A 25,191-nucleotide genomic window follows, 5' to 3' on the forward strand; every position below is an offset into this window, starting at 1 on the left:
GTCAGGCGCCCTTCGGTTCCACGAACATGCGACCGCGCATTTCCATGTGCAGGGCATGGCAGAACCACTGGCAATAATACCAGTAGACGCCGGGATTGGCGGCGACGAAGGTAACGGAGCTCGTCTGCTGCGGGCCGACCTCCATCGCCACGCCATGGTTGCCCATGGTGAAACCGTGGGTCAGGTCGTCGATCTCGTCGAGATTTGTGACGATCACCGTAATCTCGTCGCCTTCCTTCACCGTGAAGCTTTCCTGGCTGAAGCTGGGCGCGACCGAGGTCAGGTAGACGCGGACCTTGTTGCCGTCGCGGATCACGGCATCGGTCCATTCGTCGATATTGACGCCATCGGTCTCGGCTTGCTTGCGCGTTTCGGCCCACAACGGATCGTTGCGGTCCCAGACGGAGCGGATGTTCGACAGGATCGAGGGGGCGACGGCAATCGCGTCATGCGGCTCGGCGAAGGTCGGGCCATCATGCATCAGCACCATCTTGTCGCCGGAGATGTCGATGAGCTGGTCATTTTCCGGCTTCAGCGGGCCGACGTTCAGGAAGCGGTCCTTGGAGAACTTGCACAGGCACACCAGCCAGTCGTTGGACGCATCCAGCGTCTCGCCCATGACCGTCTTCAGGTGACCCGGCTGGTACTGAACATCCAGCTTGTCCTTGATCGGATTGATCTTCTCGCCGGCATAGGCGCGGATCGCCTCGTCAATGTTCCACTTCACCACCTGGCTGTCGAGGAAGAGCGAAGTGTAAGCGTTGCCACGTCCGTCGAAGGCGGTATGAAGCGGACCGAGGCCCAGTTCAGGCTCTGCCACCACGGCGCTGCGGGGCTCGGCATTGTCGTAGAACAGGGCGTCGAACTTCGTCACATCCAGCACGGTGACAGTGGGTGACAGCTTGCCGGCAACGCACAGGTGCTTCTTGTCCGGCGCCATGTTGCAGCCATGGGGATTGTTGGCGATCGGAATGTAGCGGGTGAAGAGAGACTTGGCCTCCTTGCGCCCATCCACCACCTTGACGCCATTGATCTCCTCGTACTGACCGGCCGCGATGGCTTTCTCGATCTCGGCGAGGTTGAAGACGACAATGTGGTCCATCTCGGACTTGGTCATCTCCTCCAGGGTCATGCCCATTTCGGAGTTGTAGCTGGTCGAAAACGCCCATTTGCCTTCGTAGTCGGCGTCGCAATTGTCGAGGTTGCCCGACACCTTCACCTGCCAGGCCACATCCCACTTGTCCGCATCGACCGCCGTGAAGATGTTCACATAGGTCGATACGTCCGTCATGGTCGAGCCGTCATTGACCAGCGGCGCTTCGTCCTCGCCGTTGCAGAACACGTAGTTCGACCGCGGCCATTTCTGCGGGCGCATGCCGTGGATGCCCTTGGCGTTGGGAATTTCCAGGATGGCATCGGTCTTCATCACGTCGCAGCGCACCCGCGCCACGCGGGTGTTGGCCTTGTCGTTCATGAACAGGTAGCGACCGTCATATTTGCCCTCGGTGAAGGACATGTGAACATGGTGAAGGTCGCCGTTGTCGTGGATCTGCTTGCCGTTAGCAGCAAGCTGCTTCCTGGTCTTTTCCGTCATCGAGCGCTGGTGAATGCGGAGCGATTCATTGGTCTGGCCCCAGCCGGTGGCCGAGCAGCGGTTGAATACCGGCACCCGCATCAGTTCGCGCATGGAGGGGATGCCGAGAATGCGCATCTCACCGGTCTGGCCTGAAGACCAGAAGCCGTAATAGTCATCCAGCTTGCCGGGTGCGACCGACCCGTCAGCCCCAGTGGCGGCGCGGGCCGGGGTCGCCAGCCCCGCAGCGCCCAAGCCCAGTGCGGCAGGCCCCATCGCCCCGGCCAGCACGGCGCTTCCTGCCGTGGCGCTGAACAGCGCTCGGCGGCTCAATCCCTTGTTTTCCTTCGATTCCATGATCGGACTCCTGTTTATAAACCTGGCTTCAATTAAACTTTGGCTGCGGGCTGGTGGATCGGGATACCGCCGGGGCTCGCCGCGAGCTTTGCCCGCGACTTCATCTTCTTCATCACGACGGGGCAGATGGTTTCGGACTGGTAGAGCACCTGGCAGTGCAGGCAGTTGATGCATTCGTTCGGATTGATCTCGCCGGTCCGATGAATGGCCTGCACCGGACACTGGTTGGAGCAACTCTGGCAGGGATTTCCGCATTCATGGTAGCGTTTGAGCCAATCAAACATGCGCATGCGCGCGGGGATCGCCAGCGCCGCACCCAGCGGGCAGAGGTAGCGGCAGTAGAACCGCTCTACGAAGAGCCCGGCGACCAGCAGCGCGGCGGCATAGGCCACGAACGGCCAGGCGCGGATGAATTTCAGGATGATCGCGGTCTTGAAAGGCTCGATTTCGGCCAGATGTTCGGCCTGCTCGACGCTGACCAGCGACACCCCGAAAAGCCCAAGGAAGATCATGTATTTGATCGGCCAGAGCCGCTCGTGCAGGCCCCAGGGCAGTGTCCACTGCGGAATGCGCAGCTTGCGCGCGATCTGGTTGGTCAGTTCCTGCAGGGCGCCAAAGGGGCACAGCCAGCCGCAATAGGCGCCCCGTCCCCAGAACAGCAGCGCGGCGGCCAGGGAGAACCACAGGATGAAGGTCAGCGGGTCCAGCAGGAAGGCTTGCCAGCTGAAGCCGTTCACGAGACTGCCGAACAGCGCCATCAGGTTGACGACCGAAAGCTGTGCGTTGGCGTACCAGCCGAGGAAGACCAGCGTCACCACCAGGAAGCCCATGCGGAAAATATAGAAGCCCCGCGCGTTCCGGACCGCATAGGTCTGGAAGAAGAACACGCCTGTCAACACCACGAGCATGACGCCCAGCACGACGATCTTCAGCGTCGAGTCGCTCCAGATGCGTTTCCATAGCTCCGCCTGCGCGGTTCCCTCGTCACGATCTGCGACAGCGGCGACATCCTTTGCCGGCAGCTCGATGGCGCGCAGATACTTTAGCGGCAGCTGGTAAGCGAGATCGAATGTATGAAAGACCTTCTCGATCGGCCCGACCTCGCGTTGCGCCAGGAGCTGAATGCGGAAAGGTTTTGTCGGATCGAAGCCGAGGCCAGCGGGAATGCGGAACAGGTCCATCTCGTTGAATTCCGGCGCGCCGGCAAGCGCAATGGCGCCAAGACGACGATGGTCACGGTCACGGAAGCGTACAGAAACGTCGTCCTGGATAAGCACGATGCGGTCGAAAATGCCGCCGCGCACATAGCCCGAGCCTTTGAAGGAATAGAGCCCGCGCGCCATCACCGCGACGGCATTCTCGCCTTCGCCCAGCCATCCCGCGAGATTGGCCTCCTCGGCCGGGCCGAGCAACGCCTTGCCGATGGCGGGAACGGAGACCGGCGCCGTCTGCATCTCGATGAAGGTGGTTTGCGGCGCTTGCCCAATCGCGCGCTCGCGCGCTCGCTCGTCGGGATGTTCGGCGAAGGCAGCATTGACCTGCGCCACATCGAGCGACAGCCGGCGTAGCGTTCCATCGCCCTCGGCCTCGGCCCAGTCCTGCGGCGAGGCCGCAGCGGGATCGATCTCGAAGCGCGGGCCGGCATTTTCCACGTCCGGGGCCAGTCCGCCAAGGCCGAGCGCACGCGCGACCTTCAGCCCCGAACGGACAATGGAATCGTCGATCACCATCACCGTCACCGTCGCGCCGGAGATGATATCCACCTCATGCGCCGTGCCGCCGGATTTCGCCTCCGCGACGAGGTCGAGGCCAACATAACCGGCAACCAACGCCTTGATCTTCGCATCCGGAATGCCGATGAGAACGATGGGCTCGGAGTGTTTCACCAGCCGGACGCTGACGATCCTCGCGTCCTTGTCCACCGCGACTAGCGTATGGATCGGCTTGCCGGAATAGCCGGTCGTTCCCACGAAATCCGAAGTGATAAAGACCCAGGCGACCGTCTGGCCGCCCTTCAACACCGGGGCCACCGCCAGATCGTCACGCACCGGGCCGAAGCCCTCGGCGCCCGGCACGAGTTCCGAGGCCGTGGCAGCGGGCAGATACTCCTGCAACACCGTAGCCGCGCTGGCCGAGACCACAACGCAAAGGCTGGCGCAGAGCAGAAGGACAAGACGGAGGAGTTTCATTCCGGGGCGTTCCAGCAAATCGTTGCTGGACCATTGGAGCGTTCAAGCAAGACGGTCGTTGACCTGCATCAAACAAGCGGCGAATGCCCAATCAAACTCGGATCAGCGTAGAACCCGGCTACGCCAAGATATTTCGGCGGCATTGAAGGCATGAGCCTAGTCGGTTTGCTTGCCACGGCCTCTACAAGGCGGAGTCACAGGGAAAAAAGCCCGCGCGGTTCAGCGCCAGCCAGCAAATTCATGCCGACCTCATGAGCCAGACATGTACTGGGGAGAAGAGACGTCTCAGTCCCGTGGGCAGGGCCAGGATGCCGGCGCGGTAAGACCTTTCGGAAGCTTGGTCTTCGCGTCGCCGCAGGCAATATCGATCTGGGACTGGTCGAGACCGGCAGCGCCGGACAGATCCAGTCCCTCGATCCGGGTCAGCAGCATGAACGCCCTTTCGAAACCGAGCGTTCCCTTCACGCTTGCCTTGCTGAGATCGGCGCGCGACAGGTTCGCATAGGCAAAGGTCGCGCCCGAAAGGACCGCCTCGGCAAAGGTCGCACGGCTGAGGTCAGCCTTCTCGAAACTTGCATAACGCAGATCGGCACCATTGAACGTGGCGCGCTGAAGCTCGGCGGATGCAAACGAGGCTCCCTGTGCCACGACGTTCTGAAAGCCCGCTCGATAGGCCTCGACCCTTGCGAAATTCGCCTTGCCGAGGCGCGCATCGGTGAACCATGCCCGGATCAGGGTCGCCTTCTCCAGGTCGGCCGCGGTCAGATTCGTAGCGCGCATGTCGGTGAAGCTCAGATCGGCATCACGGAAATTCGCGCCGGCAAAATCGCTTCCGCTCAGCATCAGGTTCTTCTTGCTGCAGGCGCTCCAATCGACTTCCGGCGCGGGGTCCGCCCGGCAATCTGCGGCATTGGCATCACGGAGAGTAAGGCTCACGGCCATCACCAGAAATGCTGCAACGAAGCCCAAAAACACGCCCTTCTGCAGTCCGCTCACCGATGTAACTCCCGTTGCAAATGCTGTTTTCAATCTGACAGATACTTAAATATGGCGATTAGGAGCCAAATGTCATCAGCCAACTCGCGGCCGCGGAAACATCAGGCGTTCATCTGCCCTGCCCCATAGGGTAGTCCGGGTCAGATGTTACCATCCGATGGACAACTGCAAAATGGCTACCAGACCGCACGTGCAACGATCCAACATGGAAGGCCGATCGCAGATCATGGCTGACGAGACAAGGTTGCGCTGGAATTTCGGCTGCCTTTGATCCCGCTTGCGGCAATCGTCCTGTCACGCCCGTTCGCCTTGGCTTCAAGCAATGCTGCATCGGCGCGTGTTATCAGCGTTTCGATTGAACCGCCCGCCGGGAAGGCCGCCACTCCAACCGAGACGGAAACGGTGCCGAGGATCTGACCGGCATGGGAGAGGGCGGCGCTGCTGACCTTCTCGCGCAACGTGTCTGCAAGCGCTACCCCTTCTTCCTCCCCGAGGGAGGGCAAGAGAACAGTGAATTCCTCACCGCCGAAGCGAAACGCGCTGCCGACGGGGGCACAGGCTTCCCGAAGCGTTTGCCCGACAAACCGCATGACCAGATCTCCGGCATCGTGTCCGAACTGGTCATTGAAACGCTTGAAATAGTCTATGTCGATCATCAGGCAGACGAGCGGTTCCCCGCTCTCTTCCCTGATATGCTGCTGTAGCCGTTCATCCAGGAAACGGCGGTTGAAAAGGCCGGTGAGCGGGTCATGCACGGCGAGCGTGGTCAGCTTTTCCCGCAATTGAAGATTGGCGATCGCCAGGCCGACATTCTCGGCGATCAGTTCCAGATAGAGCCTCGGCCCCATCAATCCAAGTATCTCCTCCCCCTGCTCTTCGAGATATAGCAGCCCGATCATGTCGCCCTGCGCCGTCAACGGAACGCACAAGGTCGCGGCTTCGGGATGGTCGAGGTGCTGGCAGGGAACGTCGGCGCCGTTGACGCTGCTGTGATGCGAACGGCCACGGCGCATGCCCCAGCATGCCGCAGCAGGAAAATGCACTGCCGACTGTTTGGGATCGAGCCACGCGCCTGCGCGCACCAGGAACGTGTTGCCTTCCTTGAGAATGTACAAGCCGCCGGCAAGACCGGGAAATATCTGCGGGGCGAAGCGCACCACCACGTCGGTCATTTCCTCCTGGTTCTGGCACGCCTGTACGCGGTGCATCATCTGCAGGATCAAGTCCTTCCTGTGCTGATCCGTCCGTCGCTCAGCATCGAGCCTCTCGCGCTCGATCAGGTTCGTCCGAAAGATCTCGATGGCCTCATTCATCTCTCCGATCTCGTCACCCCGGCGCTCGGTCGGCACTTCAACGGTATAGTCCTGTTTGGCCAGCCTGTTCACGGTTCCCGCCATCCGCAGCAGCGGCATCGCCACCCTTCGCCTCAAGACGAAATAGAGCACGGCAACAAACAGCGCGCCCGTAACCGCAAGCATGATCTCGGCGACACGGCTCCACCAGTTGCTCCGTGCGCGTGCCGCTTCAAGCTCGGACGTCGCCCGCGTCGCGGTCAGATCGCGAAAATGGGCGACCGTCTGGAGAAGTGTATTCTGAACCCGCTCATGCTCCGCACCGAAGAGAATGTCCTGCGCTGCGATCTTGTCTCCGCTCTGGAACCGTTCGATTGCGCTCGCCTCGATTTTGTCCAGCGCCTCTGCCCCTCTGACGATCTCCGCCAGCGCTTCGGCCTCGGCCGGCACAAGCGCCTGCGCGGCAAGTTTGGTTACGGCCTCCTCTCGGCGCCGCTCCCTCCCTTCTTCTGCGTGAAACGCCTGCAGATGACGCTCTTCCCCCCGCATGACGTACAGCCTTGCTTCATCGCTCATGACCTCGGCACCCAGCGCCAGCTCTTCGGCCAGCGTGTCGAGCACGAGATGCTCCTCCACCGCGCTGCGCTCCTGAAGGGCGCTGCGTGACGACATGATGAACGACCCGCCGGAGAGGGCGGTCAAAACGACGGTGATGCCATAGGCCCAGTTGGTGATCGTGGTGATTCTCATCCTTCCACTGTGCCAGCCGCTGCTTGAGGGAGGATTAAGGAAGGCAGCCTAGTATTCCGGTCTCCGGCGCTCTGCTCGCCGAGCCTCTTCCGCGCAAGCACGGTTTCCCGGCTGCAGACGCTGATGCGCCTGCGTATTCCGAGCACCCTGCCTTCCTTCTTCGCAGGCCTGCGCATTTCCAGTGGGCTTGCCCTGATCCGTCCCCTTGGGGAAATCCGATACTGTTGCTCACCGCCGGCTTTGACTTGCTTGGCCCTGGTAGGCGCGTCAGAACCCAGCGGCGATTTTAACCGGAACCCATGGATACATCATGCCCGGTCGCGAGAGGCCAACCGGACCTTGCACGCTTAGGCTCAAAGTCCGGTCAATCCCCGGGGCCGTAGTCGGGCATCTTGTAGATCGTATCCGACCGCTGCTGAATGTCCGGTGCGAAGACCTTCGTCATCCATTCCTCATCCTTAAAGTCCTCGATCGCGACCGATACGAGGTCTTCGCTGCAGCCCAACGACTCTGTTACAGCCTTGGTGAGCGCATCGGCGAGCGCCCTCTTCTGCTCTTCCGTGCGCCCCTCGACCATCTTGAGTATCACATGTGGCATTATTGTCTCCTCGTGGGACGTGTCTGTCGCGGAGGAAGATATGCGGCCTGAGGGCATGACAAAAGGCCTCATGATCAATCCTCTTCATCGTCGCACCGATAGTCCACACCTCCGCCCAATCGGGTGTGGCCGAGGTTTTACAAGCGCGCCGCACAAGCGAAGCGGTGAAAGCAACTCGGTCTGCGCCGTTGAGTTTGCAGTGCGGGGTAAGAAGCCGGTAGTCTTTCGCAACTACAGTCCAGCAGCACGTTTCAAGGACATGTCCATGCCAGAGCACCCTCGCCTTATCGACCTGAGCGCCGACACCGCGACGCGGCCGTCCGAGGCCATGCGCCTGGCCATCTGCGCCGCGCCGGTGGGCGACGAGCAGCGGGGCGAGGACCCGACGACGCTGGCGCTGGAGGAGCGCGTGGCCAGCCTTTTGGGCCAGGAGAAAGCCTTGTTCCTGCCCTCCGGCACCATGGCGAACCAGATCGCCTTTCTCGTGCACTGCCGGCCGGGGGACGAGATCATCTGTGCGGAGAACGCCCACGTCTTCGGCTCCGAAGGGGCGGGAGCCGCCGTGCTTGCCGGCGCGCAGTTCCGGCCGATCGACACCGCCACCGGCATCTTTACGGCCGAGGACGTCGCAAGTCGCCTGCGGGCGCCGCGCCACCGCTCGCCACGCAGTCGGGTCATCGCCATCGAGCAGACCACCAATCGAGGCGGCGGCCGGATCTGGTCGGAAGACCCTATCCGTGCATTGAAGGGGCTGGCGCTGGAAAACGGGCTCGCGTTGCACATGGATGGGGCACGGTTGCTGAATGCGGCGGTGGCCACGGACCTGCCGGCGGCGCGTTTCGCGGCACCCTGCGACAGCGTCTGGATCGATCTGTCCAAAGGGTTGGGATGCCCGGTCGGCGCGGTGCTGGCGGGATCTACCGGGTTTATCGAGGAGGCGTTGATCTGGAAGCACCGTTTGGGCGGAGCGATGCGGCAGTCGGGCATCCTTGCTGCCGCGGGTCTCTACGCGCTGGATCACAATGTCGAGCGACTGGCGGAGGATCATGACAATGCCCGACGCCTTGCGGCAATCCTCGCAGCGGTGCCCGGACTTCAAGTGCAGCCGGAGGGCGTTGTCACCAACATTCTCTTTCTCGACCTCGTGGGCACGGGTGTTTCGGCAAGCGCGCTGGCGGAAGCGCTTGCGGGCGAGGCGATCCGCGTCAATGTCGAAGGGCAGCACCGCATCCGCATGGTCACCCACCTCGATGTCTCGGCCGACGACGTGGAGGTCGCTGGACGGGCAATCGTCGCGGCGCTGGCGCGCCTGCGGCCCGATCAATCGGGCGGCTGAGCCCGCCGCAGAAAGCGGAAGAGCACCGGCGCACCGAGAATGACCACGAGGATGCGGGTCAAGTGGTGCACGACGACGAAGCTGAGATCTGCGCCGGAAACGAGCGCCAGCATCGACATTTCCGCCTGGCCACCGGGGATGAAGGACAGGAAGCCTTCGACGGGTGGGGCAAGGCCGGTCAGCGTCACCAGTTCCGTTACCGCGCCCGCCAGCGCCGCCAGGATCACCACGAAGGCGGCCCCACCAGCGACCGTGTCACGCAACTCCCGCATGGTGACGCCGACATAGCTGACGCCAATGCCCATGCCGATGAGGAACTGGGCAGCCAGAAGCGCTTCGCGCGGCGGGCGCAGATGCAGGATGCCGGCGAGCGACAGGACGGCCGAAACGAGCAGCGGCCCGAGGATCGCCGCCCCGAAAAGGCCGATCCGTTCGCCGCCCTTCCAGCCGACGAGGGCCGCGACGGCCATGATCACGAGTTCCGACACCGGCAGGTCGGAGGCCGGCGGGCCGATCGGATGGGTAAGGCCGACGCCGTAGATGTTGACGAGAATGATCGGCGCGACGACCATGATGACCATCAGCCGCGTGACATGCACCAGCGACAATTGCCGGACATTCGCCCCAGCCTCCTGCCCGAAGATCGTCATGTCGGCCGCCCCGCCCGGCATGGCGGCGTAGAATGCGGTTACCGAGTCGAAGCCGCAGACACGCCGGAAGAAGGGCACGCCGATCAGGCCGATCACCACGATATAGAGGGGAACCAGCGCCACCGAGGCAAGCATCGAGGGAAGCTCGGCCACAAGTGCTGGCGTGACCGAGGTTCCGATCGCCACGCCGAGCACCGAACGCGCCGCGATTGAAACGTGCCCCAGGCCTGCAAGCGGAACGCCACATAACGCGACCACGAGCGACGCCACCATCGGGCCGAACAGGAACGGCAAGGGCAGATCCAGCAACAGGAAGATGGCGACGCCGCCCGCCGAGATCAGGACGGTCATGCAGCGTCGCAGGAGCAGTGCGTATTTCATGCGCCGCCCGTCACAAATCTATTGCCGTCGAGTGGGTCACAACCGGCGGGCCGGCGAAATAGGGCGAGGCCAGCGCCCGCCATTTCTGAAACGCTTCCGAGGCGCGGAAGGTGACCGTGTGATCCTCGATCCGGCGCCATTTCACCAGAAGCCGATAGGTATCCGGCGTTTCGACAACTCGGTGCAGCGCCAGATCAAGGCAACCTTCCGCCGCCAGGAAATAGGGTCGCGCCGCCGCGACGGCCGCCTCGAAGCCGGTCGGGTCGTTCACCGTAATCTCGGCGACCTCGATGATGGGGCACATCGAACCCTCCGTCATTTCGGTGCGTGGCCGTGTTCGGCGTCGATGGAGCGGCTTTCGCCGGTGGAGACCATGGTGCGGGTGGCATCGACCGTGGCGTAGGTCCAGAAGATGCGCATCGGCTTGTCAGAGGCGTTGATGAAGCGGTGCGGCACGTTGGCGGGGATCCACGTCGTGTCGTTGGTGCCGAGGTGATGCTGCACACCATCGATCTCGGCGATGGCCTCCCCCTCGATCACCATGACGCTTTCCTCGCAATTGTGGAAATGCACACCGATGGCGGCGCCCGGGTCGAAGGCGGTAATGCCGTTGATCATGCTGGTCGAGCCGCAACGGCGGGTGACGAGCGGCGTGGTGCGCGCACCGCCGCCGCGATCATTGGTCTTCAGTTCGTGCGGGCGCAGGATGGCAGGTTCGGACATTTGAGACCTCACTTGGCTGGACCGATCCAGACGGTCTTGATGTTGACGAATTCGCGGATGCCGTAGACGCCGAGCTCGCGTCCGTAGCCGGAGCGTTTTATACCGCCGAAGGGATAACGCGGATCGGAGGCGGTCATGCCGTTTATGAAGACGGCACCGGCATCGATGCGGGAGGCGAGCATGCGGCCTCGGGCGGTATCGCCCGTCCAGAGCGCGGCGCCGAGGCCGTATTCGCTGTCATTGGCCATGGCCACGGCCTCGTCGGCATCCTTCGCCCGAATGATGGCGGCAACCGGACCAAAGGTTTCCTCGCGGAAGGCGGTCATGCCGGGCTTGACGTGGTCGAGCACGGTCGGCGGATAGTAGAATCCGTCCCCTTCGATCGGCTGGCCGCCGAGCTTCAGCTCCGCGCCCTCGGCCAGCGACCGCTCGACCTGCTCATGCAGGCTGGTGCGCAGGTTTTCGCGGGCCATCGGGCCGATTTTCGTGTCGTGGTCCATCGGATCGCCGATCTTCAGCGCTGCCGCCTTCTCGACGAAGAGCGCGGTGAAGCGCTCGGCGACGGCCTCTTCGACGATGAAGCGCTTGGCGTTGACGCAGGACTGACCGACATTGACGTAGCGCGCCTTGACGGCGGTCTCCGCCGCAGCCTCCAGATCAGCATCGGCAAGCACGATGAACGGATCGGAGCCGCCGAGTTCCAGCACCTGCTTCTTCAGCGCCTTGCCGGCCTGCGATGCGACGATGGCACCGACCTCGGTCGAGCCGGTCAGCGTGACGGCCGCAATCCGCGCGTCGGCGATGAGGCCGGCGACCTTGGACGTGTCGATGAGGAGCGTCGCCGTCAACCCTGCGGGAGCACCGGCCGCTTCCATCACCTCCTGCACGGCCAGCGCGCATTCCGGCACGTTGTTGGCATGTTTGAGGATCGCGCCATTGCCGGCGGCGAGGGCCGGGGCGGCGAAGCGGAAATACTGCCAGAACGGATAGTTCCACGGCATGATCGCTAGCACGACGCCGAGCGGTTCGAAGGCGACGACGCTCTCCGTGGCATTGGAGGGCACGGGCTCATCGGCGAGATAAAGCGGCGCATGTTCGGCGTAGAAATCGCAGTTATAGGCGCATTTTTCGATTTCGGCCTCGGCCTCGGCGAGCGGCTTGCCCATTTCCCGCACGATCATTTTGCCATAGCGCGCCTTGCCGGCGCGCAGTGCTGCCGCCATGCGGGTGAGCAAGGCCACTCTTTCGCCGACCGGCACGAGCCGCCAGGCGCGTTGCGCCTGGCTCGCGGCTTCCAGAGCGGCTTCGATAGCGGATTCGTCCTGCAGTTCGAAGCTTCGAATGGGGCGTCCGGTGGCGGGATTGACGGAGGTGATCGCGGTCATGGAAGAACCTTTTCGGAAAGGAGCCGCTTCCAGCCTGGCAGGAACGCTGCGCTGGTCGATGTTGCGGCAGACGAGACATATTCAAAGCCGACCGCACCTGCATAACCCGCCGCCGTCAGGGCGGAGAGAATGCGATCGAAGGGCAATGTGCCGGTTCCCGGCTCATGGCGGCCGGGGTGGTCGGCAATGTGGACATGGCCGATACGACGGACATTCTGCGCCGCCCAGAGGACGGGATCCTCGCCAAGCGTGGCGGCATGGTAGGTATCGAAAAGAAGGTCGAAACGGCCGTGAAATTGGTCCTGCAATTCCGCCGCAAGGGAAAGACTGCCCATGTAGTAGCCGGGAATGGTGATCGCCTCGACGAGAACACGCACGCCGCTCCCCTCCACCCGGTTCAAAGCCCAGGAGAGGTTGAAGCGATAGGTCTCGCCGGCGTCCAGCACGCCACCCTTCGGCACGCCCGCCATCGGGTGGACGAAGGGGCAGCCGATGGCTTGCGCGTAATCGAGCGCCCGGTCGAAGCCAGCGCGGAACTCCGCTTCGCGGCCCAGCAGTGCGGCAAGACCTTTTTCCCCTTTTGCCGCATCGCCCATGCCGGAGGTGACCTGCGAGAAGATAAGGCCGAGGTCTGCAAGGCGGGCTCGCATATCGGCGGCGGGCACGGCCCAGGGCTCGGGATGCTCGATCGCGGTAAAGCCATCGCGCGCGGCCGCGGCCGGCCGCTCTTCGAGCGGCAGTTCGGTGTAGAGATAGCCGATATGAGCAGAGAGGCGGTTCATCAGGCCGTCCCGAACGGCGTTGCGCGACCTTCGGGGAAGGCGATCCCGGCGCCGGCGCCTTCGGCGGCAAGGTCCGCGATAACATTGTCGGTGACCGGGATGCCGGTGCGGCGGCGCTCGTCCTCGCGGCGCTGCTCCGGCTCGCCCGGCATCATGATTTCGTCCACACCCGCCGCGCGCGGAAGAACCTTGATGCGCTCGTAGAACTCATCCATGCGTGCAGCAAAATCGCTCATCGAGAGGAAGAGGTCGGGTTTGATGGCGAAAAACAGGTGGCCGACATTCTGCGGCTCGGAATGGTCGAAATAGAGGCTTTTCACATCGCCGCCGAAATTCGCGCCGGTCAGTACGCCGGACATCAGGTCCATCAACGTCGCCAGTACTGAGCCCTTGACGCCACCGAAGGGCAGGCAGACGCCCTCGAACGCCTTGGCGGCGTCGGTGGTGGGGTTGCCGTCGACATCCAGCGCCAGCCCTTCGGCAATGGGATCACCCTTCATCGCCGCCAGCCGGATTTTTCCGCGCGCGATCACCGTCATCGCCATGTCCATCACATAGGGCGGGTGCTTGCCGCCCGGAATGCCGGCGGCGATGGGGCTTGCGCCGAGGAAGGTCGTGCGCCCACCCCACATCGGAATGGCGGGCGAGGAATTGGTGAAGATCATCGAGATGAAGCCGCGCTCGATGGCGCGCAGTGCATAACACGCCCCCATGCCGAAATGGGTGGAGCGGTTGACGCCGGCAAGGCCGATGCCCATCTCGCCGGCAATGTCGCAAGCGGCGTTCATGGCGATGTTGGAGGCGATGAAGCCCATGCCGTTGTCGCCATCGACCGCCGCGACGGCGCCCGCGACCTTCGTCACCTTGACGTCAGGACGCGGATTGACGAGGCCGCGCTTCAACCGCTCCAGATACATCGGGATGCGGCTGACGCCGTGGCTGTCGACGCCGCGCAGGTTCGCCTTGAGGAGATCTCCGGCGATCAGGTCCGCGTCCGCGCGGCTCATGCCGACGGAGAGGAACATGGCGGCGGCATATCGGGTCAGGTCTTCGGCTTGGAAGTAAAGCGTTTCGGCCATGGCGGGCTCCCGGAAGGTTGAGTTTTCCCTTCCGGCCGCATGGGGTGCGGCCGGTCAGGTATCAGCATGGATGAATGGCGCCGTCAGACGCCGGCAGTTTCGTCGGGCATGTTGATCTTGCGCGTGCGCCGCCAGTGCAGCATCGCTGGCACGATCAGGATCAGCGCCGAGACGGCGACCAGCACGGCCGAGAGCGGGGTGGAGACGAAGACCATCGGATCCCCCTGCCCCACGGCAAGCGCCCGGCGCATCTGCACTTCCGCCATCGGCCCGAGGATGAGGCCGATCAGCACGGGCGCAATCGGAAAATCGTAGACGCGCATCGTATAGCCGAGCAGGCCGACGCCGAACATCATGGCAAGATCCACCCAGGAATTCGACACGCCCCAGATGCCGACCAGCGAGAAGATCAGGATGCCGGCATAGAGATAGGGACGCGGGATGAATAGGAGCCGCACCCACAGCCCCGCCAGTGGCAGGTTGAGGATGAGCAGCATCAGATTGCCGACATAGAGCGAGGCGATGAGGCCCCAGACGAGGTCGGCCGAATTGATGAACAGCATCGGCCCCGGCTGTAGGCCGTAGTTCTGGAAGGCGGCGAGCAGGATGGCGGCGGTGGCCGAAGTCGGCAGGCCGAGCGTCAGCAGCGGCACCAGCACCCCGGCGGCGGCGGCGTTGTTCGCAGCCTCCGGGCCGGCCACACCCTCGATGGCGCCATGGCCGAATTCTTCGGGGTGCTTGGTCAGGTTGCGCTCGACCGTATAGGACAGGAAGGTCGGGATTTCCGCGCCGCCCGCCGGCAGCGCGCCGATCGGAAAGCCGAAAAGCGTGCCGCGCAGCCATGGCTTCCAGGAGCGCTTCCAGTCTTCCTTGGTCATCCAGATACCGCCGGCCAGCGGATTGAGGTTTGGCTTATGCAGGCCGAAACGGCTGGCGACATAGAGCGTCTCGCCGATAGCAAACAGCGAGACGAGCACGACCGTCATCTCGACGCCGTCCATCAGGTCCGGCACGCCGAAGGTCAACCGCTGCAGGCCGGTCTGCTTGTCGATGCCGACCACGCCGAGCGACAGGCCGAGGAACAGCGCAATGAAGCCGCGCACCTTGGACGTTCCCATCACCACCGAAACGGACAGGAAGGCGAGCAGCATCAGGGCGAAGTAGTCCTGCGGCTTGAAGATGAAGGCAAGTTCGGCGATCGGTGGCGCGAGGAAGGTGATGCCCAGCGTGCCGATCGTGCCGGCGACGAAGGAGCCGATGGCCGCCGTGCAGAGCGCAGCTGCGCCACGGCCATTGCGGGCCATCTTGTTGCCCTCGAGCGCGGTCATCATCGACCCGCTCTCGCCGGGCGTGTTGAGCAGGATCGAGGTGGTGGAGCCGCCATACATGGCGCCGTAGAAAATGCCGGCGAACATGATGAAGGCTGCCGTCGGTTCGATATAGACCGTGACGGGCAGGAGCAGCGCGATGGTCAGCGCCGGTCCGATGCCGGGCAGCACGCCGATGGCGGTGCCGAGGAATGTGCCGACGAAGCACCATAGGAGGTTCTGCGGCTGCAGCGCGACGGAAAAACCGTTCATCAAGCCGGTAATCGCGTCCATTCTACACCCCCATCATCGGAAGAAGGCCGCCGAGCTGGACACCCAGCTTGCGGAAGAGCCACCAGCACAACAGCGCAAAGCCGAGGCCGATAACGATATCCAGGTGCCAGCGGCGCGATTTAAACGCCGCCGCGATTAGCACGAAACAGCCGGTGCAGGTGACGACGAAGCCGAGCGGCTTCATCGTCAGCATCGGCAAGGCGCAGGCCAAGGCGACGAGACCAAGCGCCTTGTAGGAGACGTGATGGTCCTCGCTCACATCCTCGGCGCTCTGCTCCTCGAACGAAACGCCCCGGCGGATCTGCAGCGCCAGCATCAAGCCCAGCAGGACCAGACCGAACCCGACGGCCGAGGGCATGAAGCCCGGGCCGACATGGGCGTACTGGTCGAACTGGGGCAATTCCGCGGCCTTCCAGAGAACGACGGCTCCCCAGCCGACCGTTGCCGCCGCAATCCAATAGGGGCGTTCCGTCATGTCAGTCATCCTTTCCAGACACGCGGCGCGTTACTTGACGAGGCCGGATTCTTTCAGGATTGCACCGATACGGACCTTTTCGTCGTTGAGGAACGTGACGAAATCGTCGCCCGCAAGGTAGGCATCTTCCCAGCCCTGCTTGGCGAGAATGTCCTTCCAGGCAGCGCTGTCGTGCATCTTGGCGAAGCGGTCCAGCCACATCTTGCGGCCGTCTGCCGACATGTCCGGTGCACCGACGAGGCCGCGCCAGTTGCCGACAACCACGTTGAGGCCGGATTCCTTGAGGCTCGGCGCATCGATGCCTTCGAAACGGCCCTCGGACGTGACCGCGATGATGCGGATGCGGCCGGCATCGGCCATCGGCTTGAATTCCGAGACGCCTGACACGGCAACCGTCACGGCGCCGCCGCCAAGGGCAGTGACGACTTCCGCGCCGCTGTCATAGGGGATGTAGTTCAGCTTGGCCGGTTCCAGGCCGCTTTCCTTGGCGATCAGCGCCATCACGATATGGTCCACGCCGCCGGCCGAGCCGCCGCCGATCGACACCGCGCCGATGTCCGCCTTCATCGCCTTGACGAGATCGTCCACGGTCTTGATCGGCGAGTCTGTCGCCACTGCGACAACGCCCGTATCGTTGGTGAGGCGCACCAGCGGCGTCACGTCGTCCAGCGTGACAGGCGAGGAATTGAGCAGGATACCCCCCACCATGATGACGCCCATCGACATGACGGCATTGTCGTTGCCGCGGTTGGCACCGACAAATTCTGCGAGGCCGATCGTGCCGCCGGCACCGCCCTTGTTGGTGTAGGTCGCGCCATCGGCAAAGATGCCTTCCTTCGACATGGCTTCGAACGGCAGGCGCGCCATGGCGTCATAGCCGCCGCCAGCACCACCCGGCGCCATGACCACTGCCGGATCGGCAAAAGCCGGCGCTGCGGCCGAAAGCGAAAACGCCAATGCTGCGGCAAAAACTGCTTTTATCATAATTTCCTCCCAAAAAGTCCGGGCCGAAAGCCCTGGTGCTGCCTATCCGGCAACACAGACACCGGCCTCCTTGCCGTTGTCTTAATAAGATACTTACGACAATACAATCCTTTGCGCAACACCCTTGTTGTCGGCTTGGACGATGAGGAAACCACAAAAAAACCGCCCCCTGCACCAGGACAGAGGGCGGCGCAAAACCAAGGCTTGCTGCAGGGCGATCAATCGATCTGCAGCTCCTCCAGAAGGCAGGCCCAGCCGGCTCCGTGCATGTCGCGGTCGGCGCGTGTGCCCTGCACGACGGGGCGCGGTACGGAGAATTTCACCACGTTCAGCGCGGGGATGTCGAAGCGCTTGAGCAACTGCTGCTCGACGCCGAAGAGCCGCGCCACCGTGGCGTCATTCAACCCCTCACGCACCCGCGTATAGGTCGTCGGATCATCGCAGAAGACATCGACCGTCAGCCAGAACGGCCCGGCATTCTTGGAGCGTACCTTGCTGACGAGGCTTCCCAGTTCAGGCATGTCCCACCTCATGGGTTTCGAGCACGAAGGCAGACAGCGGATCGTCCAGTTCCATCACATGGTTGAGGCAGAACTCGTAGAGCGCGCCACGCTGCATTTCGGCGGGCGAGAAGGGAAAGGCGAAGGTCGGCATCGGCTCGTCCTCGGTCAGGGGATGGTGCAGGAGATAGGGATTGAGGATCTTTCCGGCCTCGGCCGCCTGTTCGGCGGTCGGGCAGGTGAGGATGCCCAGGATGCCCACCTCGACCGGTACGTCGCGGCGGTTTTCCAGCACGCCGAGCGTCGCATCCATGCCGATCAGCCGGATCTCGACGTTGAAGGTATCGGCGGCAAGGCCCATGCGGGCGATGATCTTGTCGCGCACCTTCGCCTCGATATCCGCCGCCCATTCACGGACATGCTGGACATAGCGACGCTCGCGCACGACGGCGAGGCCGACGGTCTGGTAGCCGACGACGCGCGCGCCCTCAAGCTTCACCGTGTAGCGGCCCGGCACCCATTTCGAGCCCTCGACACGCACCCGACGGCCATCGAGCGCTTCATAGTCGGAACGCGTCACGTCGAGATGACCGCCCGGCTCGTGCAGGATGAACGGGTCGGAGTTTTCGTAGAGCATATGGGCCGAAACGGTATAGGGCGTGGCGGCGGCATCCGCAGCCATCGGCTCGATGGTAAAGCCCGTGGCGTCGAAGTCGATCTGGATCACGCCGGAATTCGGCTGCGTGGTGGCCAGCGCACCGCATTCGCCAACCTTGGCGCCATGCCAGGCGGCCCCGGCATGATCGCCGCGCACGACCGGAAGGGCGGCGATGATCGCCGTATCGGTGGTGCGCCCGGCAATCACGATATCCGCCCCGGTGGCAAGCGCGGCCGCGACCTGCTCGATGCCCGCGAGCGCGACGATGTTGGTGCAGTCGTCGACGATGGCCTCACAGATGTCAGGCGCGGCCGGCAAGGCGTGCAGGCGGCCGCCGCCGAGCGCAGCCTTTACCCGATCCTTCGGCTGGCCGGATTTCAGCGTCGCGACCTTGACCTTCATGCCCTCTTCGAGGGCGATTTCGCGGGTGATGTCGAACAGCCAGTCCACCGCCGCATCGGCGCCGCAGGTGCCGGCCGTGCCGATGACCAGCGGCACCCCGGCTTTCGCACGCGCCTGCATCAACTCGCGCCATTCCACCTTGGTCGAGGCGCGGGAATATTTCGAGACGCCCCGCCCGAGATAGGACGGGCCGCTATCCGTCGAGCCGCCGTCGATGGCGATGATATCGGGACGGTTGGCCACGCCGCGCTCCAGCGCCTCGCGGTCATAGCCCAATCCCAGCGCCCCTGCGGGTACGAGAACGCGTGTCATGTGTCACCTCCTTGGTTTGGCTCGCTCGCGGAGCCAGCGGAAAACATTTCAGCGCGGGCCTTGCGCAGCTTGGCCTTGCCAAGATGGTCCTGCATCAGGCTTGCCGCCCTCTCGAAGTCGCTGACATCCAGCGCATCCAGGATGGCAAGGTGCTCGGCGTTCTGGCCCCGTACCTGCGCCGCGTTCAGCGTCTGCCGGTATTCGATCAGGCGCCGAAGCTGGTTGAGTTTCTGTACGGTGGTCAGCAGGAACCTGTTGCCGGACAAGGTCGCCAGCCCCTCGTGAAAGGCCGAATTTGCCTCGAACAGCTCCATCTGGCTGAGGCGCTCCCACCCCCCGTCGGCAATGATTTCCTGCCGCCGGCGCAGATCTGCCAGCACGACCGGGTCGGACCGGAATTCCGGCGAGCGTATGCCGTGCACCTCGATCACCTGGCGCAGATCATAACATTCGCGATAGGCCTCGACGGAATCGATCAGCACGGCGAATGTCCAGCCCCTGCCCTCGTTGCGCTCGATCCAGCCCTCGCCGGAAATGCGGGTCAGGATGCGCCGCAGGGCCAGCCGCGACGCGCCGTAGCGCCGCATCAGATCCGTCTCGCTGACCCTGTCAGGCAGGCGGCGCGACAGGCGGTCGTCGGCGATGCGCAGGTAGGTCGCCTCGTCCGACGTGTCATCGGCGGCCGGCAACTGATCGGCGGCGACGCGGTGAGGGTCGAGCAGATAGAAGCCCTTGTTCGGCACCCGCTCCACGATGCCCTGATCGGCCAACAGCCCGAGCGCCGAGCGAATCGGCGGACGCGAGGTGCCGAACAGGGTCTGGAGGCTGGCTTCCGTCAGATGCTGTCCCTGTTCCATGGCCGATGTCCTGATGTGGCGGACGATCTTGTCCGCCAGCGAGCGATGAAGTTCGTTCATTTTCAACCCCGGAATGGTATTAAGCGCATATATACGACAATCCGGAATCAAGCAATTATCGTGGGTGCCGCTCCCCAAGCGAGACCGCACCTGCGATGCGGGTTGCGAACGCGGCGGTTCCGAGCGGACCGGCGAGGTCAGCGGTACGGCCGGCCGGGTCAGCCAGCGCCGCTTCCACCGCGGCTTCGATCCCCCGGGCAGCGCTGGCGAACTGCGGCGCGGCGTGACGCTCGGCCAACCAGTCCAGCAGCATCGCGGCAGAGAGGATCAGCGAGGTCGGGTTCGCCTTATCCTGTCCGGCGATATCCGGTGCGGAACCGTGCTGGGCCTGCGCCACGCAGATGTCGTCGCCCTGGTTGAGTGAACCGCCGAGGCCAAGGCTGCCGGACAGTTCAGACGCCTCGTCCGACAGGATATCGCCGAACATGTTGGTCGTGACGAGGACATCGAACCGGTCGGGCTGGCGTATCAGAAGGGCCGCCGCGGCATCGACAATCAATTCCTCCAGAACCACATCCGGGAAGGCGGTTGCCACCTTGCGCACTTCGCGCAGGAAAAGCCCGTCCGAGAGTTTTAGCACATTGGCCTTGTGCACCGCCGTCACCTTGCACCGCCGCGTCGCCGCCAACCGGAACGCCGCCTCTGCTATCCGTCGACAGGCCGCCGCGGAAATCTTGCGCACGGACAAAGCAAGGTCCGGGTCCGGCATGAACTCGCCGCTGCCCGCAAACATGTTCCGGTCGGAATAAAACCCCTCGGTGTTTTCCCGCACGATCACGAGATCCATCGGCTTCTCCAGGATCGACAGATCCGGGCGCGAACGACAGGGGCGGATATTGGCATAGAGGTTGAATTTGGTCCGCAGTTCGCCGGACGGATTGATGCCGCCCTTTTCAATCGGCGGATATTCGTAATGCGAAACTGGGCCGAGGATGACACCCTCCACCTGCGGAATGCGCCACATGATCGGGTCCGGCAAGGTCGTGCCATGCTCCGCCAGCGCCTTCAGGCCGATATCTGCGCTTTCGATCCGCAGCCCAAGACCATACCGCCGGTCGGCAGCCTCAAGAACCTCAATGGTCGCTGCGGTGATTTCAGGACCGATCCCGTCACCTGGCAGGGCCAATATGCGCACTTGTAACCCTCCTCGATCGAGCCAACACTCATGGTGTTTTGAAATTACAAAATCCCACTAATCCGAATCCTGGCACTATGCAAGCACAAAAAACCATAGCTTGGCGAACCACGCAAAAAATGCGAGAAGACCCGCAGCCACGAAGGAGCGGACATGACCCAGATCGCCAGCACCCTAGCCCAGCAGATCGCCCGGCTTGTGCATGCAGAACGGCTGGCACCCGGCGACGCCCTGACCGAGCGCAGCCTTGCCGAACGTTTCCTCGTCTCGCGCTCGCCGATCCGTACGGCGCTCCGCGAGTTGCAACGCGCGGGCGTGCTGTCGCCGGCCGAAAGAGGCGGTTTCGAGGTCGCGGATCCCGGAGCGGCGGAGGCTTTTGCCGCAAGCGAGTCTGGTTCCGATGGCAGCGAGGAGACGTATCTGGCGATCGCCCGCGACCGATTGGCCGGAGCGATCCCCGACAGGATCAGCGAAAATGAACTGCTGCGCCGCTACGGCGTCACGCGCCCTCGCTTGCAGGCCCTCCTCCGACGCATGTCAGAAGAAGGCTGGGCCGAGCGCCTGCCCGGGCATGGCTGGCGGTTCCTGCCGGTCCTGACCTCGATGGAGACCTATCGGCAGAGCTACAGCTTCCGCCAGGCGATCGAGCCCGCCGCTATCCTGGAGCCGGGCTTCATATTGGACAGGCCTGTCCTCGAGCGGCACCTTGAGCAGCAGCGCCATCTGGTGGCCGGCGGGATCCTGGAAATCTCCGCCGTCCGGCTTTTCGAGATCAACAGCGAAATGCACGAGGCCATTGCCGAATGCAGCAGCAACGCCTTCTTCATCGAGAGCCTGCGCCGCGTCGATCGGCTTCGCCGGCTCATCGAATATCAGCAGAAGGTCGACCGCGAACTCGCCCGCGCCCGCTGCATCGAGCATGTCCGCATTCTGGAACTTCTGTTCGATGGAAAAAACGCGGACGCGGCCGAGGAGATGAGAAAGCACCTGCGTGCTCTGGGTCCTTTGAAGGCGCCGTGACGCCGGTGTTCGCCGGGGTGCGCGCGCCGACCAAGATGGCGATCGTTGTCGCGCGCACGCGCCAGGACGGGTGCGTCATTGCACCGGGCGTGCGACCGCGCCGGAACGGGGCTGGATAACCAGGTCCTCGTTCTCAAGATCGGTTTCGAGACTTTGCAGGATCGGGCAGTGTGGGCGGTGGTCGCCGTGGCAGGCGTTGACGAGCGTCGTCAGCGTGTGGGCCATGTCCTGCAGACCCTTGATCTTCTTTTCCAGTTCATCGATGTGGCCCTGCGCCAGACGCTTGACCTCGACGCTCTGCCGGGTCTCGTCACGCCACAACCCAAGAAGATCGCTGATCTCGGCAACCGAAAAACCGAGATCGCGCGCACGGCGAATGAAGCGCAGCATGTGGACGTCGGTGTTCGAATAGTCGCGATAGCCGGACAACGTCCGGTCAGCGGCGGGAATGAGGCCGGTCTGCTCGTAATAGCGGATCATCTTGGCTGAAACGCCCGAGGCTTTTGATGCCTGTCCAATGTTCATCAATATTCTCCGTAAAATGGCGCGAAGCCGACCCGGATGCCAGGCCGACTGCTGCGGTTTGTCAGTTCGCCAGCTTGATCGTCCGCAACCGCAGCGCATTGCCGAGCACGAAGACGCTGGACAGGGCCATGGCGCCCGCGGCAAAGACCGGCGAGAGCAAGATGCCGTAGGCCGGATAGAGGAGGCCGGTCGCGACCGGGATCAGCGCCGTGTTGTAGGCAAACGCCCAGAACAGGTTCTGCCGGATATTGCCGATGGTCGCCTTTGACAGAGCGATCGCGTTCGGCACGCCCTGCAGGCTGCCCGACATCAGGACCACATCCGCAGCCTCGATTGCGATGTCCGTGCCAGTGCCGATGGCAAGCCCAACATCCGCCTCCGCAAGTGCGGGGGCATCGTTGATGCCGTCGCCGACGAAAGCGACCTTGCCGTACTTGGCCCTGAGGCGGCGGACCGCATCGACCTTTCCGTCCGGCAACACTTCCGCCACCACCTCGTCAATCCCCAATCGAGCCGCTATGGCCTTGGCTGTGCGGGCATTGTCGCCGGTAATCATTGCGACCTTGAGGCCGAGATCGTGCAGGGCCTTGATTGCCGCAGGCGTGGCGGACTTGATCGGATCGGCGACCGCGATGATCGCCGCGAGCCTTCCGTCGATCGCGGCATAGAGGGGCGACTTGCCCTCGTCACCGAGACGGGCGGCAACCTCGGAGAACGTTGCGACATCATGGCCGAGCTCGCTCATGTAGCGGTCTGCGCCGATTTCAACGCGCTTGCCTTCAACCATGGCCTTGACGCCGAAACCCGTCACCGATTCAAAGCCCGACACAACCGGCAGCGCGATGCCTTCACCGGCGGCCGCCTCCACGATCGCACTGGCAATCGGATGTTCCGACTTGGCCTCGACGGCGGCGACAAGACTGAGGACGGTCGACCGGCTGAAGCCGGCGGCCAGCTCCAGGTCGGTCAAGGTCGGCTTGCCCTCGGTGAGGGTGCCGGTCTTGTCGAGCGCCACGACCTTGGCGTCTTTCAGCAACTGGAGCGCTTCCCCCTTGCGTAAGAGCACGCCGAGTTCCGCACCGCGGCCGGTGCCCACCATGATGGAGGTCGGTGTCGCCAGACCCATGGCGCATGGGCAGGCGATGATCAGGACGGCGACGGCATTGACCAGCGCAAAGGTAAGCGCGGGTGACGGGCCGAAGGTGAGCCAGGCCGCGAAGGTCAGCGCTGCAACGGCGAAGACGGCCGGTACGAACCACATGGTGACCTTGTCGACCAGCGCCTGGATCGGCAGCTTGGAGCCCTGCGCCTCTTCGACCATGCGGATGATCTGCGAAAGCACCGTATTGCCGCCGACCGCCGTCGCACGAAATGCAAACGCGCCTTTCTGGTTGACGGTGCCGCCGACGACCGCGCTACCCAGTGCCTTGGACACCGGGATCGGTTCGCCGGTAATCATCGACTCGTCGACATAGCTTGTGCCTTCGACCACCTCGCCATCAACGGGCAGGCGTTCGCCGGGACGAACTTCGACGATATCGCCGGAAACGACCGAGCCGATCGGCAGGTCGACCACCTTGCCGTTCCTGCGCACGCGCGCCGTCTTGGCTTGAAGGCCGGCCAGGCGCTTGATCGCTTCGGATGTCCGACCCTTGGCGCGGGCCTCGAGCAGGCGGCCGAGCAGAATGAGCGCGACGATGACTGCGGCGGCCTCATAATAGACGTTGATCGTGCCGGGCGGCAGGAAACCGGGGGCGAAGGTCGCGACCAGCGAATAGCCGTAGGCTGCAAGCGTACCGACGGCCACAAGCGAGTTCATGTCGGGAGCAAGACGCCAGAGCGCCGGGAGCCCCTTGTCATAAAAACGAATGCCCGGAACGAAGAGGACGAGCGTCGTCAGTGCGAACTGTATGTACCAGTTCCACTGCATGCCGATCGTGGATTCGATGAGGCCATGCACGCCCGGAATGAGGTGCGATCCCATCTCCAGAAGAAAGACGGGCGCGGTGAGCACCGCCGCGATGGTGAAATCGCGGGCCAGTTCACGGCGCTCTGCGTCCTTCTTCTCCGCTCGCCCGGCGTTCTCGTCTTCATCGCCATCGGCGGCGGCGGCCGCACCGATCAGCTTTGCCTCATAACCGGCGTCCTCGATCACCGCGATCAGGGTCGCGACCGCGGCCTCTCCGTGGACTGTCGCGCGCTCCGTCGCCAGATTGACGACCGCCCCCGTTACGCCGGGAACCGCCTTCAGGGCACGCTCGACACGGCCGACGCAGGATGCGCAGGTCATGCCGTCAATCGACAGCTCCGTGGGGCCGGCCGAACCTGCCGATTTCACAGGCACGGAATAGCCGGCATTTTCGATGGCCTCGATGAGCTTGGCGCGGTCGACCGTCGATCTGGTCGTGATGCTCGCACGCTCCGTCGCCAGGTTGACCGATGCGGTCTCGACCCCCGGGACGGTCTTCAGGGCTCTTTCGACACGGCCGACGCAGGACGCGCACGTCATGCCCTCGATGGGGAGCGATATCGTTCCGGTTAAGTCTGTTGCGCGAACGGGGGCATTCATAG

At 63.6% G+C, this 25,191-nt stretch carries 22 protein-coding genes and 1 pseudogene; 3 read left to right on the forward strand and 20 right to left on the reverse strand.

Annotated elements, in window-relative coordinates; translation table 11 throughout:
* Nucleotide 1 precedes the first annotated feature (1 nt).
* From nosZ to AC1RT2_RS22670, 4 genes are all read right to left on the reverse strand, one after another.
* On the reverse strand, nucleotides 2-1,930 hold the full coding sequence (gene nosZ / locus AC1RT2_RS22655; RefSeq protein WP_493105547.1) for a TAT-dependent nitrous-oxide reductase: 1,929 nt from the start codon (nucleotides 1,928-1,930) through the stop codon (nucleotides 2-4).
* A 32-nt stretch (nucleotides 1,931-1,962) separates the two neighbouring features.
* Nucleotides 1,963-4,119 carry a 4Fe-4S binding protein gene (locus AC1RT2_RS22660; RefSeq protein WP_493105549.1) on the reverse strand — a complete coding sequence of 719 codons (2,157 nt, stop codon included), beginning with the start codon at nucleotides 4,117-4,119 and terminating at the stop codon, nucleotides 1,963-1,965.
* 285 nt (nucleotides 4,120-4,404) lie between these two features.
* Nucleotides 4,405-5,061, reverse strand: a complete 657-nt coding sequence (locus AC1RT2_RS22665) for a pentapeptide repeat-containing protein (RefSeq protein ID WP_493105686.1) — start codon at nucleotides 5,059-5,061, stop codon at nucleotides 4,405-4,407.
* A 278-nt stretch (nucleotides 5,062-5,339) separates the two neighbouring features.
* The gene (locus AC1RT2_RS22670) at nucleotides 5,340-7,157 is read right to left on the reverse strand and encodes a diguanylate cyclase (protein ID WP_493105551.1); all 1,818 of its coding nucleotides are present in this window, start codon (nucleotides 7,155-7,157) and stop codon (nucleotides 5,340-5,342) included.
* 99 nt (nucleotides 7,158-7,256) lie between these two features.
* On the opposite strand from AC1RT2_RS22670, the pseudogene AC1RT2_RS22675 reads away from it, so the two are divergent.
* Nucleotides 7,257-7,355: pseudogene (locus AC1RT2_RS22675) on the forward strand (ABC transporter permease); the annotation flags it as partial.
* Nucleotides 7,356-7,521: 166 nt separating this feature from the next.
* On the opposite strand, the gene AC1RT2_RS22680 reads toward AC1RT2_RS22675, so the two are convergent.
* Nucleotides 7,522-7,755 (reverse strand): tautomerase family protein, encoded by a 234-nt coding sequence (locus AC1RT2_RS22680; RefSeq protein WP_069063773.1) that lies wholly within the window; start codon nucleotides 7,753-7,755, stop codon nucleotides 7,522-7,524.
* A gap of 265 nt (nucleotides 7,756-8,020) precedes the next feature.
* Between AC1RT2_RS22680 and AC1RT2_RS22685 the strand changes: the two genes are divergently transcribed.
* Nucleotides 8,021-9,091 (forward strand): threonine aldolase family protein, encoded by a 1,071-nt coding sequence (locus AC1RT2_RS22685; protein WP_493105554.1) that lies wholly within the window; start codon nucleotides 8,021-8,023, stop codon nucleotides 9,089-9,091.
* Here AC1RT2_RS22685 and AC1RT2_RS22690 read toward each other — a convergent pair.
* The 13 genes from AC1RT2_RS22690 to AC1RT2_RS22750 all read right to left on the reverse strand — a co-directional run bounded on the left by AC1RT2_RS22690 (nucleotide 9,076) and on the right by AC1RT2_RS22750 (nucleotide 21,075).
* On the reverse strand, nucleotides 9,076-10,122 hold the full coding sequence (locus tag AC1RT2_RS22690; RefSeq protein WP_493105556.1) for an AbrB family transcriptional regulator: 1,047 nt from the start codon (nucleotides 10,120-10,122) through the stop codon (nucleotides 9,076-9,078). The two genes, AC1RT2_RS22685 and AC1RT2_RS22690, sit on opposite strands and share 16 nt — an antisense overlap.
* 10 nt (nucleotides 10,123-10,132) lie before the next feature.
* Nucleotides 10,133-10,426 carry an antibiotic biosynthesis monooxygenase family protein gene (locus AC1RT2_RS22695; RefSeq protein WP_493105558.1) on the reverse strand — a complete coding sequence of 98 codons (294 nt, stop codon included), beginning with the start codon at nucleotides 10,424-10,426 and terminating at the stop codon, nucleotides 10,133-10,135.
* 11 nt (nucleotides 10,427-10,437) lie between these two features.
* On the reverse strand, nucleotides 10,438-10,845 hold the full coding sequence (locus AC1RT2_RS22700; protein ID WP_069063182.1) for a cupin domain-containing protein: 408 nt from the start codon (nucleotides 10,843-10,845) through the stop codon (nucleotides 10,438-10,440).
* A gap of 8 nt (nucleotides 10,846-10,853) precedes the next feature.
* Nucleotides 10,854-12,230, reverse strand: coding sequence for an NAD-dependent succinate-semialdehyde dehydrogenase (locus tag AC1RT2_RS22705; RefSeq protein WP_493105560.1), 1,377 nt, complete (start codon nucleotides 12,228-12,230; stop codon nucleotides 10,854-10,856).
* A complete protein-coding gene (locus tag AC1RT2_RS22710; protein WP_493105562.1) occupies nucleotides 12,227-13,012 on the reverse strand; it encodes a hydroxypyruvate isomerase family protein in 786 nt (261 codons plus the stop codon). The genes AC1RT2_RS22705 and AC1RT2_RS22710 overlap by 4 nt, the downstream gene beginning before the upstream one ends.
* Nucleotides 13,012-14,091, reverse strand: coding sequence for an Ldh family oxidoreductase (locus AC1RT2_RS22715; protein WP_493105564.1), 1,080 nt, complete (start codon nucleotides 14,089-14,091; stop codon nucleotides 13,012-13,014). The genes AC1RT2_RS22710 and AC1RT2_RS22715 overlap by 1 nt, the downstream gene beginning before the upstream one ends.
* 83 nt (nucleotides 14,092-14,174) lie before the next feature.
* Entirely contained in the window at nucleotides 14,175-15,692 is a 1,518-nt protein-coding gene (locus AC1RT2_RS22720) for a tripartite tricarboxylate transporter permease (protein ID WP_493105566.1), read from the reverse strand.
* A 1-nt stretch (nucleotide 15,693) separates the two neighbouring features.
* Nucleotides 15,694-16,167: a tripartite tricarboxylate transporter TctB family protein gene (locus AC1RT2_RS22725; protein ID WP_171902494.1), complete on the reverse strand. Its 474-nt coding sequence runs from the start codon at nucleotides 16,165-16,167 to the stop codon at nucleotides 15,694-15,696.
* 30 nt (nucleotides 16,168-16,197) lie between these two features.
* Entirely contained in the window at nucleotides 16,198-17,151 is a 954-nt protein-coding gene (locus AC1RT2_RS22730; RefSeq protein ID WP_493105568.1) for a tripartite tricarboxylate transporter substrate binding protein, read from the reverse strand.
* A 218-nt stretch (nucleotides 17,152-17,369) separates the two neighbouring features.
* Nucleotides 17,370-17,672, reverse strand: a complete 303-nt coding sequence (locus tag AC1RT2_RS22735) for a DUF4387 family protein (RefSeq protein ID WP_493105570.1) — start codon at nucleotides 17,670-17,672, stop codon at nucleotides 17,370-17,372.
* Nucleotides 17,665-19,023, reverse strand: coding sequence for an acyclic terpene utilization AtuA family protein (locus AC1RT2_RS22740; protein ID WP_493105572.1), 1,359 nt, complete (start codon nucleotides 19,021-19,023; stop codon nucleotides 17,665-17,667). Before AC1RT2_RS22740 ends, AC1RT2_RS22735 begins: the two co-directional genes overlap by 8 nt.
* Nucleotides 19,020-19,940 carry a GntR family transcriptional regulator gene (locus AC1RT2_RS22745; RefSeq protein ID WP_493105574.1) on the reverse strand — a complete coding sequence of 307 codons (921 nt, stop codon included), beginning with the start codon at nucleotides 19,938-19,940 and terminating at the stop codon, nucleotides 19,020-19,022. Before AC1RT2_RS22745 ends, AC1RT2_RS22740 begins: the two co-directional genes overlap by 4 nt.
* Nucleotides 19,941-19,995: 55 nt before the next feature.
* Nucleotides 19,996-21,075: an isocitrate/isopropylmalate dehydrogenase family protein gene (locus AC1RT2_RS22750; RefSeq protein ID WP_493105576.1), complete on the reverse strand. Its 1,080-nt coding sequence runs from the start codon at nucleotides 21,073-21,075 to the stop codon at nucleotides 19,996-19,998.
* 153 nt (nucleotides 21,076-21,228) lie between these two features.
* Here AC1RT2_RS22750 and AC1RT2_RS22755 point away from each other — a divergent pair, with 153 nt between their 5' ends.
* A complete protein-coding gene (locus AC1RT2_RS22755; protein WP_493105578.1) occupies nucleotides 21,229-22,095 on the forward strand; it encodes a GntR family transcriptional regulator in 867 nt (288 codons plus the stop codon).
* A gap of 75 nt (nucleotides 22,096-22,170) precedes the next feature.
* Here AC1RT2_RS22755 and cueR read toward each other — a convergent pair whose 3' ends face one another.
* Together cueR and AC1RT2_RS22765 are read right to left on the reverse strand one after the other, a co-directional pair.
* Nucleotides 22,171-22,620, reverse strand: a complete 450-nt coding sequence (gene cueR / locus AC1RT2_RS22760; RefSeq protein WP_493105580.1) for a Cu(I)-responsive transcriptional regulator — start codon at nucleotides 22,618-22,620, stop codon at nucleotides 22,171-22,173.
* 61 nt (nucleotides 22,621-22,681) lie between these two features.
* Entirely contained in the window at nucleotides 22,682-25,189 is a 2,508-nt protein-coding gene (locus tag AC1RT2_RS22765) for a heavy metal translocating P-type ATPase (RefSeq protein ID WP_493105582.1), read from the reverse strand.
* Nucleotides 25,190-25,191 lie beyond the last annotated feature (2 nt).

This window comes from Shinella sp. GW821-FHT11G07 (assembly GCF_058808115.1).

Excerpts from the sequence above, each read along its gene's own strand:
- nosZ (WP_493105547.1), bottom strand. The coding sequence starts at position 1,930 with ATGGAATCGAAGGAAAACAAGGGATTGAGCCGCCGAGCGCTGTTCAGC.
- AC1RT2_RS22660 (WP_493105549.1), bottom strand. The coding sequence starts at position 4,119 with ATGAAACTCCTCCGTCTTGTCCTTCTGCTCTGCGCCAGCCTTTGCGTT.
- AC1RT2_RS22665 (WP_493105686.1), bottom strand. The coding sequence starts at position 5,061 with ATGGCCGTGAGCCTTACTCTCCGTGATGCCAATGCCGCAGATTGCCGG.
- AC1RT2_RS22670 (WP_493105551.1), bottom strand. The coding sequence starts at position 7,157 with ATGAGAATCACCACGATCACCAACTGGGCCTATGGCATCACCGTCGTT.
- AC1RT2_RS22680 (WP_069063773.1), bottom strand. The coding sequence starts at position 7,755 with ATGCCACATGTGATACTCAAGATGGTCGAGGGGCGCACGGAAGAGCAG.
- AC1RT2_RS22685 (WP_493105554.1), top strand. The coding sequence starts at position 8,021 with ATGCCAGAGCACCCTCGCCTTATCGACCTGAGCGCCGACACCGCGACG.
- AC1RT2_RS22690 (WP_493105556.1), bottom strand. The coding sequence starts at position 10,122 with ATGAAATACGCACTGCTCCTGCGACGCTGCATGACCGTCCTGATCTCG.
- AC1RT2_RS22695 (WP_493105558.1), bottom strand. The coding sequence starts at position 10,426 with ATGTGCCCCATCATCGAGGTCGCCGAGATTACGGTGAACGACCCGACC.
- AC1RT2_RS22700 (WP_069063182.1), bottom strand. The coding sequence starts at position 10,845 with ATGTCCGAACCTGCCATCCTGCGCCCGCACGAACTGAAGACCAATGAT.
- AC1RT2_RS22705 (WP_493105560.1), bottom strand. The coding sequence starts at position 12,230 with ATGACCGCGATCACCTCCGTCAATCCCGCCACCGGACGCCCCATTCGA.
- AC1RT2_RS22710 (WP_493105562.1), bottom strand. The coding sequence starts at position 13,012 with ATGAACCGCCTCTCTGCTCATATCGGCTATCTCTACACCGAACTGCCG.
- AC1RT2_RS22715 (WP_493105564.1), bottom strand. The coding sequence starts at position 14,091 with ATGGCCGAAACGCTTTACTTCCAAGCCGAAGACCTGACCCGATATGCC.
- AC1RT2_RS22720 (WP_493105566.1), bottom strand. The coding sequence starts at position 15,692 with ATGGACGCGATTACCGGCTTGATGAACGGTTTTTCCGTCGCGCTGCAG.
- AC1RT2_RS22725 (WP_171902494.1), bottom strand. The coding sequence starts at position 16,167 with ATGACGGAACGCCCCTATTGGATTGCGGCGGCAACGGTCGGCTGGGGA.
- AC1RT2_RS22730 (WP_493105568.1), bottom strand. The coding sequence starts at position 17,151 with ATGATAAAAGCAGTTTTTGCCGCAGCATTGGCGTTTTCGCTTTCGGCC.
- AC1RT2_RS22735 (WP_493105570.1), bottom strand. The coding sequence starts at position 17,672 with ATGCCTGAACTGGGAAGCCTCGTCAGCAAGGTACGCTCCAAGAATGCC.
- AC1RT2_RS22740 (WP_493105572.1), bottom strand. The coding sequence starts at position 19,023 with ATGACACGCGTTCTCGTACCCGCAGGGGCGCTGGGATTGGGCTATGAC.
- AC1RT2_RS22745 (WP_493105574.1), bottom strand. The coding sequence starts at position 19,940 with ATGAACGAACTTCATCGCTCGCTGGCGGACAAGATCGTCCGCCACATC.
- AC1RT2_RS22755 (WP_493105578.1), top strand. The coding sequence starts at position 21,229 with ATGACCCAGATCGCCAGCACCCTAGCCCAGCAGATCGCCCGGCTTGTG.
- cueR (WP_493105580.1), bottom strand. The coding sequence starts at position 22,620 with ATGAACATTGGACAGGCATCAAAAGCCTCGGGCGTTTCAGCCAAGATG.
- AC1RT2_RS22765 (WP_493105582.1), bottom strand. The coding sequence starts at position 25,189 with ATGAATGCCCCCGTTCGCGCAACAGACTTAACCGGAACGATATCGCTC.